Below are 9,490 nucleotides of genomic sequence, written 5' to 3' on the forward strand. Positions count from 1 at the left end.
GCACACTCGGGACTTGCACCCGCTAGAGCCCGCCCATGGCGGGCAAACTAAAAAAACCTTTTCCGTGTTTGGAAAAGGTCAAATAAACATATAAATACATGCAGAAATAAAGTATATGATTTAAGTTTTATTTACGACAAGGAGAAGCTCGCAAAGCGTGCTTTTTCTTGTTTATCATATACGAACTTTGAAGTTATCCCAAAGCAATGTAATTTATCTGTCTACGATTTTCCACAACAATTAACCATGTGAAAAGCATGGTTATATATATAAATATTTAGTTGTATTAATCACAGACAACGCTTCATCGGAGTACCTCTCTTTACGTATATTTCTTTTATGATAACATAATTCCCCTGCTATGTCAATTTTTGTATCCATTGAGAATTTCACTTATTTACCAAATACTAGTTGCAATTTACCCCATAGCCAGGGTATAACCTTCCTTCAATTCCACGATCACAGAACCAACAATTATTTCTTCTCCCCTATCGTTACCAGCAAATGCACCATAAGCAATATAATCGTTTTCTGTAATGTCTTGATAGGTATCAAGACCTGAAATAGTATTCCTAAAACAAATCCGATCATTCGCAACTAAGTTAGTCAAAATATGAGGTTTGGTTAAATCAAATTCTTTAAATGTGATATCTTCTACTTCTGCTTCCTATAATGATTCGTTACTTTCGTTGGAGCTATTAGATGATATATACTTCCATATTCTGGCCAGCCTTTTTTCTCAATATGCGCATTATACACTTCTTCCATGTCAAAATTGCCAATGCATAACTGGCACGCACGATTACTTAACCCCTTCCTAAGTTCTAGGGCACGGTTAAAACTACTAGGTACGGTTGTCTTATGCTTGATAGGAACCCAAATTTCACCTCGCTTTTCTCCTTTTCTATGGTTACCGTAATACATCTCAAATGCAGTCTTATTGATTAATTCATAACCGGAGTTTGGAAGCCATTCTGAATAAATCCTTTCCACCGTTTTTTTAATCCAAACATTACTAAGGCTAATACACTAAGCGAAGAAGATATTAATAAAATTAATAACTTAAATGAACAATATGATTTAGATATAAGTATAAAGACATTAGGTGATGAAGATAAAATATTAAATGAACTGAACAATTTAGAAGAACAATTAAAACTTATTGATCTTATTAGCCAACAAAAAAATAACACTATTAATGTATTGATAGATTCAAATAATTCAAGAACAGCAAAAGTTACGATTAAAAGGCACTATAATTTAGGCTTAAATTTTGATTTTGTTACAATCGGAGTTAAGGTACCATTTTCAGAAGAAACATGGGTAGTTAACTTTAATCTCTTATAAAATAGATTAGAATCTTCTTAATAAGAGTAGCTCTTTTATTCTCTATATTATAGAACACAATAGATCATCTATTTACTGCTTTTACTTAGATTCATCATTTTTCTATAATTTTTCCCCTTTTAGTGACAGAAAATCAATTCGAAGAATTATAGCAGCGGACACTTGACGAACGACGGAACATGACTATTACATATTTAAGCCTTCTGCTTCATTGTACAAATTATTTTACAGGGGAATTTACCAAAAGATACCGAGGCAACCGGAGTCTTTTTGATATTTAAAAAAACAATATCACTATGAAAGACAATACCTGGACCAATGGGTAGCTGAATATGTAGAACTTGAGCTATTTGCGATTATGCACCATACTGCTGTTAATGAACTGGATATATTCGAGAAATCAATGACCAAGAGAGAGTTGTACATAACCGAATCATTAACCTCTGTGCTATATGAATATGACCGACCACGATATTTTAGATATAGTTAAACAGATAAAACTTTCCTATCATATCAGACTAAAATGTATCCATCCCGACTTTTGAAATAATCTCGGGTATTAACTTCTATTATATAACAAAGCAGCCAGACTATAAAAAAGGTTGACTGCTTAATTCATGACAAGGAAAAGCACGCTTCGCGAACTTTTCCTTGTTTCTGATAATTATTTTAAATCTCTATTATTGTGTTTCATATACTCTTCTACCATCTTATAGTATTTATTGTCAGGTTCTCCATTCTCATAATAGAATTCCAATGACTGTACATGAGTCAAAACTCCATCAATCTCAACGATATCTGTATTTTGATATAAAACTTCATCGGTGTCCGACCCAGGAAATTCTCCATAAAGCATGCACCTTACTTTCATACCTGAGAACTTCGTATCATAATACTTAAAACCCGGAAATACTTCAGAAAACTCAGCAACTTCACCAAAAAAGTCCAGTACTTTCTGCCCTTCATTCCATTTAAAGGTGATACAAATTTTATCAAGTTTAAATTCTAAACCATGTGCAAAAATCATTGTCGATCCGTCTACCTTAAACGTCATTCCTGCTTCTTTTAGCTTTTTTACGAGTTGTAAAAGGATTTTCCAATCCTCTTTTTGTTTCATATCATTTGTATTGATATGAAATTTACAATTTTGATGCTCCATAGAGTAACCTCCTCTTAATTTTGTACTGTCATTATAACCGTACTCGAGGTATCTTTCCTGTTCTGAAGCATTTGGTTTTGTCAAGGAAGGTAAATTATCTTCTGTTAATTTTTCTTGCCAACCGCCTTGTATTTCTATTTTAATTTGCAAACGACTAAATACTTTAATCTTGGGATATATTCTTCTTACCAAACTTGGTGGAAACCCATGAAATCTTGTAAATGCTTTTGAAAAAGCTTCTGGTGTTTCATAACCATATTTTAATGCTGCATCAATGATATGTATATTGGAGGTCATAAGATCATTTCCTGCTAAGGAAAGTCTTCGATATCGGACATATTCCATAACCGTCATATCACATATATTCCGAAATAGTTGATTCATTAGAGTACTGCTTACATAGAAATGACTAGACACACGATCTAGTGTTAATTCTTCTAAAAGATTTTTTTCAATATAATCAATGATTTCCTGTAGCAACATTACACCATGGCCCAGTTCTCTATCTTGCTTCTTCTGCATAATCGTCCCTCCAAAATTAGTACTTATATTATATCAAAAGAAAGATTATGATTCCTGTTTAATTTGATTTGGTTTTGTCGGCTATGTGAATTTCTCATCTATCATTAATATTGGAAATTAAATATCACTTTTCTTTTCACACCATTGGTTTAATAAACATCGATCACAATGGCATTTTCTTGCAGTACATACACTCCGTCCATGATAAATCAATTGAAAATTAATACGATTCCAGTTTTCTTTCGGAAGTACCTTCATTAATTCTTGCTCCACTTGTACCGGATTTTTTCCTTCCGCCAGGCCGAGTCGCTTTGCAATTCTCAAAACATGGGTATCCACCGTTACACCTGGTATATCATAAGCATCCGCTAGAAATAGAGTAGCTGATTTTCTTCCAACTCCAGATAGCTTTAATAATTCATTGATAGTTGTAGGAACTTTACCGTCATACTCATCAATAATTTGTTTACAGCATTGCTTCATATTCTTAGCTTTACTCTTATATAGCCCGATAGATCTAATATGATCTTCAATTTCCTCTACTGGTGCTTCTGCCATTTGCCAGATAGAAGAAAATCTATTCCACAGACTCGGTAATACCTCATTTACTTGTTTATCCGTACTTTGCGCACTTAGCATGATCGCAAGTAACAGTTGCCAATCAGCATAGTGTAAAAATCCTTCCTTGGTGGTACCATATTCCTTATCTAATATTAATAATATTTGTTGGATTGCTTCATTTACCATTGCGTTTCCTTCTCTATAGATTCTTCTTATCTTTGTATTATATTATAATTAGTGAATTCAGTATATGGCAAATTTAACACTTCTCATACTAATATGAATAAGTTTCATATATAAAATGGAATATACTTACAATATCCGTTGATAAATGGTATACTATGTATTATCATAAAATGGTACGTAAAATGGTAGCAACCTATTAATATATGAAGCTGAGCTGATTTGCTAATTAATAATATATTCTAAGAAATCATGTTTCCAATATTGTAACATATAATACAGGTTATATAGAAAATGTTTTAATAAGGAAGTAGGCAGCGTTAATAAAGTCTTATAAATTAACTTATGTAGATTATTTAATTGTTAATAGGGAGGTGTGGTATTGGAAGTTATGTATGCTTTTACTGATGAATCAGGTAATCATGAGTTTAACTTTGACCAAGATGGAGTCTCAACGTATTTCATAGTTACTGCAGTATTAATAACCGAAGCTAGATTAAATGCAGTGGAAAACGAAGTGGAAGCTATACGAAAAAAATATTTTCAAACAGAAGAAATGAAATCATCCTTGGTAGGTAAAAATCATGCACGAAGACTGGAAATATTGAATGAATTAATGGATACCGATTTTAAAATATTTTCGGTAGTTGTTGATAAGCAAAAACTATTTAATGATAGTGGTCTCATGTATCAAGAGTCATTTTATAAATTTGTAAATAATTTAGTACATAAAGAATTACGTTATGCCTTTAAAAAATTAGTTGTATGTGCGGACGAAATAGGCGGTAATGAATATATGAAAAGCTTTTGCAATTATGTAAAAGATAATGAGGACATACCGAATTTATTTGGTGAAAGAGAATTTTATTTTCAAGACAGCAAAAACAATGTTCTAATCCAGTTGGCTGGTTTTATAAGCGGAACATTATCCTTTGAATATGAAAAAGATAAAAAAGAAGACGCTCCCAATTATATAAAGATATTGGATAAAAAAATAATCCGCATCGAACATTTTCCGAGGATAATTTCAAAGTATATTATTGAGAAAAGCACTATATCAGATGAACATAACAATGAAATATCAGAGATATGTTTGAGACATATTCAAGGATTTTTAAGTAAATATGAAAAGGCAGCAGATGAAGATAGGATGAATCAAGTTATAGTATTAAAGTATCTATGTTCTAAATTTTTAAATAACGATACAAGAAAATATATTCCTACGACAGAACTTATCAACAATTTAAAATATCGGACAGGAAAAGCTGTAAGTATGCAATATTTTCGTACACGTATTATTGCAAAATTAAGAGATGAAGGTGTTATTATAGCTAGTTCTTCAAAAGGCTATAAAATACCAGCAAAAGAAAACGAATTATATGATTTTATTAATCATGGAACAACCATTATAATGCCTATGCTAGCAAGGTTAAAGAAATGTAGAGATAATATTAAAATTGGAACAGGTGGAAATTTAGATTTATTTGATAATTCGGAATATACAACTCTTAAGCAATTTTTTGATATTTAATTAATTAGTAATCAAGTGTCAAATGCTGTTGCAAACAACAAATTTTATTTTTAGATATAAAAAAAGTTGTATAAATACAGGGAAGAAATTCACTAACGAATTTCTTCCCTGTTTTATCTTAGATTGAGATTTACCCCAAACTATAATTCAGTTTTTAAAACACTGTGTAAACATATAATTTCCTATTATCTATACATGCCACCTGGCTTTTCAGCTAAATTGATTATAATATTCTTCATTTGGCTATAATGATCAAGTATTACCTTGTGTGTTTCTCTACCAATACCAGAGTCTTTGTAACCACCAAATGATGCTCCCGCTGGGAAAATATTGTAGGTATTTACCCAGATACGTCCTGTTCTAATACCTCTTGCAACTCTAATTGCTTTATTAATATCTTTAGTAAATACACCACCAGCTAATCCATAATCGCTGTCATTCGCCATGTCAATCACTTCATCGATCGTCTTAAACTTAATAACAACGCCTACTGGTCCAAAGATTTCTTCTCTAGCAACTCTCATATCGTTTGTTACATCTACTAATAAAGTAGGTTTCATAAAGTAACCGCCAGCAGCGTCACCTTCGACAAATCGTTCTCCACCCGTTGCAACTTTTGCACCTTCATTTTTACCGATTTCAACATAGCTTAAAATCTTCTTTAATTGTTGCTCACTTACTTGAGCGCCCATCTGAGTTGTTGGATCAAGTGGATTTCCTACTTTTACTTTTTCAAAAGCAGCAACTGCTTTTTCCAAGAATTCATCGTAGAAATCTTCTTGAACAAAGATTCTTGATCCTGCGGAACAAACCTGTCCTTGGTTAAATAAGATACCTAATTGAATACCTTCTAATGCAATCTCCATATCTGCATCACTAAAGAAAATGTTTGCTGATTTGCCACCAAGTTCTAGTGTGGAAGGTATCAGATTCTGTGCAGCGGATATTCCAACTTCTCTACCAACTTCTGTTGAACCAGTAAATGCTAGCTTATCAAGTCCTTTATGATGCTGTAAATATTCACCGCTCTTAGAGCCTTTACCAGTGATAATGTTAATTACTCCTTTTGGTACAACATTTTCAATTAATCTCATTAATTCCAATACACTAAGTGAAGTTGTGCTAGATGGTTTAAATACACTAACATCACCTGCCGCAAGTACTGGAGCTAACTTCCAAGCTGCCATTAAAAATGGGAAGTTCCATGGTACTATTTGACCAACCACACCGATTGGCTCTCTAAGAATTAAATTGAGAGTATTTTCATCTATCATAGTAGAGGTACCCTCTTCTGCTCTTATAACACCTGCAAAATATCTAAAATGATCTGCTGCTAATGGAATATCTGCACCAGTTGTTTCTCTAATTGGTTTTCCGTTATCCATAGTTTCAACTGTTGCTAAAAATTCGGCATTTTCATCAATGATGTCTGCTATCTTATTCAGTACGGCTGCTCTTTCTACAGGAGTTGTTTTCCCCCATGTTTTAAATGCCTCTCTTGCAGAAGCAATTGCTTCGTCAACATCACTATTTGTAGCATCCGCGATTTCAGCTAAAAACTCTCCATTCGAAGGATTGTAAGTTTTAATAGTTGCACCATCCGATGCATCTTTCCATTCTCCATTGATATATAGTTTATATTTGTTTTGTAATTGAATATTCATAACCTACCTCCATATTCCATAATAATAGTTCTGTAACTATTAAGCTCTGAAATTGTATATTATTATTCATTTCGTAATGCTATTGTAGCACGATTTATTATATATTGCAATTTTGATATTAAATTAACTATTTATATTGTTAAATATCAGACATATTTCTATATATTTACAAAAATGGCTTATATAAGTGCAGCAAACACCTATATAAGCCTTTTTCTATCGTTTCATTATTCTAAAATCATGATAATACCTTGTCAAAGCAAATTATTTTACTTATTCATAACAGAACTAATTTTATACAGGTCTCATAAACATTGCTTTCATTAGCTTAACTACAATCTAAACTTACGCACAACCTCGTCGATGCTACCAACAGTACTTTTTGATGTTGAAGACAGTTTATTTATATTCTCAGATACTGTCACAGTCTTTTCCGTTTTATCAATAATATCAATGACCCCTTGATAATTATCTTCTGACGCATGGCTAAGTGCATCTACATTTTGCGTAATTTGTTGTAAAGAAGTTATCAGTATCTGCATGTTTTCTTTAATTTCTACAATCATATTCTTAACAAATTGCATATTTGAACTATAATGCGTAGACTGATCTATAAATTCCGTATAGTTAGTTGTTACATCCTTCTCCATATAGCCAACTACGTTTTCAAAGCACTTACGTATCATAATAATAGAATCATTGCTTTTTGATACTATTTCCTGGATTTTTCCTGTGGCAAGATGCGATTGTTCGGCAAGCTTACCTATTTCTGTAGCAACAACTGCAAAACCTTTTCCTGCTTCTCCAGCTCTTGCTGCCTCAATGCTGGCATTTAAAGCAAGTAAATTTGTTTGAGATGTAATATTAAATATTTCTTGTGTCATCTCATTGATTTTTTCTACAGCATCGATACCTTCCATTGCACTATTAATATCTTTTTTTGTTTGCTTCATTGTATCTAAACCTATGTTCAGGTTTTCGGTAAGGTTGTTATTCATAGTGTTTGCTTTTGTAATTAAATTCACTGAAACTTCATTTCCACTATCAACTCTTTCCCCTATTTCTTCAACAATTCTTGCGATACGATTGATTTCTTCGGTTACTGATTTAATGGAATTATTGGTTGTCTCTATACTTGCACTTAGCTCTTCGGTTGTTGCTGAATTGGTCGTAACATAATCCATTAAATTGTTAGATATGGTAGATAGCCCATCGGAATCAGTAACTAAAGTTGCATTACATTCGTTTAATGTTCTAATCGATTCCGCTAAAATTGCACTCATAGAATAAACTGCCTGCGCAATTTTACCTACTTCATCCTTTTTACCAATATATGGTTTAAGCTCTTCTTTTTGTGTAAAATCAAGGTTGCCAACCCTAACAATTGCTTTCTCTACCTTTCCTAACTCTTTTGTACTTAAGCTAACAACTAATCCAATAACAGCAATTGCTATCACAGTTATAACCAAGCTCATTATTCCAAATAAAAGAGTTATTCCTGAAGCTGATTGATATACTTCCTGTACGCTATCGCTAATAACGAATACCCAGGCTCCTAAATTCTTATAGGTACAAAGCATTTCTTTACCGGTATCTTCATCAATATATGTAACAAAATCCATATCGATTGTAGGATCCGCTACAACTGCATTAAGGATATCAGCAAACCCAGATTGCGTTACTTCCTGTCCAAGTTTCTCCTTATCTGGATGAAACACATAAGATTTTCCAGTTGTACTTAACAGATAATACTTACTGCTTTCCATTCCTTTAATCACTAAAGAATCTAATGCACTAGACAATTGTTCTGCATATACCGCACCACCCACATGGCCAATTGCATTACCCCTAGTATCAAAAACCGCCTTATACATAGATACAATCCATTCACCAGTTGCAGGAGAAGGAATAATACCAGTATTGAATACATCATGGCTTTGATAACAAGCATCCCAAAGTGCTTGCTGCGCTTCTTTTGTTTTCCTCGCTTGGAATCCTACTTTAGATGGATCCGTATGAGTCAACATAATCGTTTCTGGATTAGAAATATAAAGTCCTTCTAAGTTCTCAAAGCGGCTTCCAAACGCTTCTGTATAAGCTTGAGCTTTTTTCTGAGCCGCTGCATTATTCGGATTCTCCAGTAAATCTACTGCATAATCTGCTACAGCAAAATCTGTTAACATATTTTCAGCATCTTTTAAATAATCTTCGATAATTTGAGCTCTCGTGTTTGCTGCATCTGATAACGTTGAAATAGCCTTTTCCCTTAGCATCTTAGTTACTTGTCCTGTTGTTAATATCCACATACTTCCGATACCCAAAAGTATTATTAATGCGGAAAACAATGTTATTTTAGTTCTTAATCTCATGTTTTTCATTTCTCCCATCCTTTATAAAATCTTTTGTGTAGACTTACAGTTTTTCTATTCACAGCCAGAAACTATATCGACATATTTATTATTATCATTAATCAAAGCGGATATTCGCAATCCGCTTACGCTACTTGCTCATAACCTCATTGCC

Annotated in this window: 7 protein-coding genes; 1 reads left to right on the forward strand and 6 read right to left on the reverse strand. The window is 32.8% G+C overall.

Going from position 1 to position 9,490, the window contains the following annotated elements; genetic code table 11:
- Positions 1–418 precede the first annotated feature (418 nt).
- From RTP52_RS20050 to nth, 4 genes are all read right to left on the reverse strand, one after another.
- Positions 419–610, reverse strand: coding sequence for a hypothetical protein (locus tag RTP52_RS20050; RefSeq protein ID WP_312373148.1), 192 nt, complete (start codon positions 608–610; stop codon positions 419–421).
- Between the two features lie 44 nt (positions 611–654).
- On the reverse strand, positions 655–993 hold the full coding sequence (locus RTP52_RS20055; RefSeq protein WP_312373150.1) for a GyrI-like domain-containing protein: 339 nt from the start codon (positions 991–993) through the stop codon (positions 655–657).
- Between the two features lie 1,018 nt (positions 994–2,011).
- A complete protein-coding gene (locus RTP52_RS20060) occupies positions 2,012–3,028 on the reverse strand; it encodes a helix-turn-helix transcriptional regulator (RefSeq protein WP_312373151.1) in 1,017 nt (338 codons plus the stop codon).
- 117 nt (positions 3,029–3,145) lie between these two features.
- Positions 3,146–3,775 carry an endonuclease III gene (nth, locus tag RTP52_RS20065; protein WP_312373152.1) on the reverse strand — a complete coding sequence of 210 codons (630 nt, stop codon included), beginning with the start codon at positions 3,773–3,775 and terminating at the stop codon, positions 3,146–3,148.
- Between the two features lie 388 nt (positions 3,776–4,163).
- On the opposite strand from nth, the gene RTP52_RS20070 reads away from it, so the two are divergent.
- The gene (locus RTP52_RS20070; protein ID WP_312373156.1) at positions 4,164–5,303 is read left to right on the forward strand and encodes a DUF3800 domain-containing protein; all 1,140 of its coding nucleotides are present in this window, start codon (positions 4,164–4,166) and stop codon (positions 5,301–5,303) included.
- A gap of 185 nt (positions 5,304–5,488) precedes the next feature.
- Here RTP52_RS20070 and RTP52_RS20075 read toward each other — a convergent pair whose 3' ends face one another.
- Together RTP52_RS20075 and RTP52_RS20080 are read right to left on the reverse strand one after the other, a co-directional pair.
- On the reverse strand, positions 5,489–6,967 hold the full coding sequence (locus RTP52_RS20075; RefSeq protein ID WP_312373153.1) for an aldehyde dehydrogenase family protein: 1,479 nt from the start codon (positions 6,965–6,967) through the stop codon (positions 5,489–5,491).
- Positions 6,968–7,299: 332 nt separating this feature from the next.
- Positions 7,300–9,345: a methyl-accepting chemotaxis protein gene (locus RTP52_RS20080; RefSeq protein WP_312373155.1), complete on the reverse strand. Its 2,046-nt coding sequence runs from the start codon at positions 9,343–9,345 to the stop codon at positions 7,300–7,302.
- Positions 9,346–9,490 lie beyond the last annotated feature (145 nt).

Origin of the sequence: Lachnoclostridium sp. (assembly GCF_031997925.1) — a bacterium.
In the GTDB taxonomy this organism is placed as follows: Bacteria; Bacillota; Clostridia; order Lachnospirales; family Lachnospiraceae; genus Lachnoclostridium.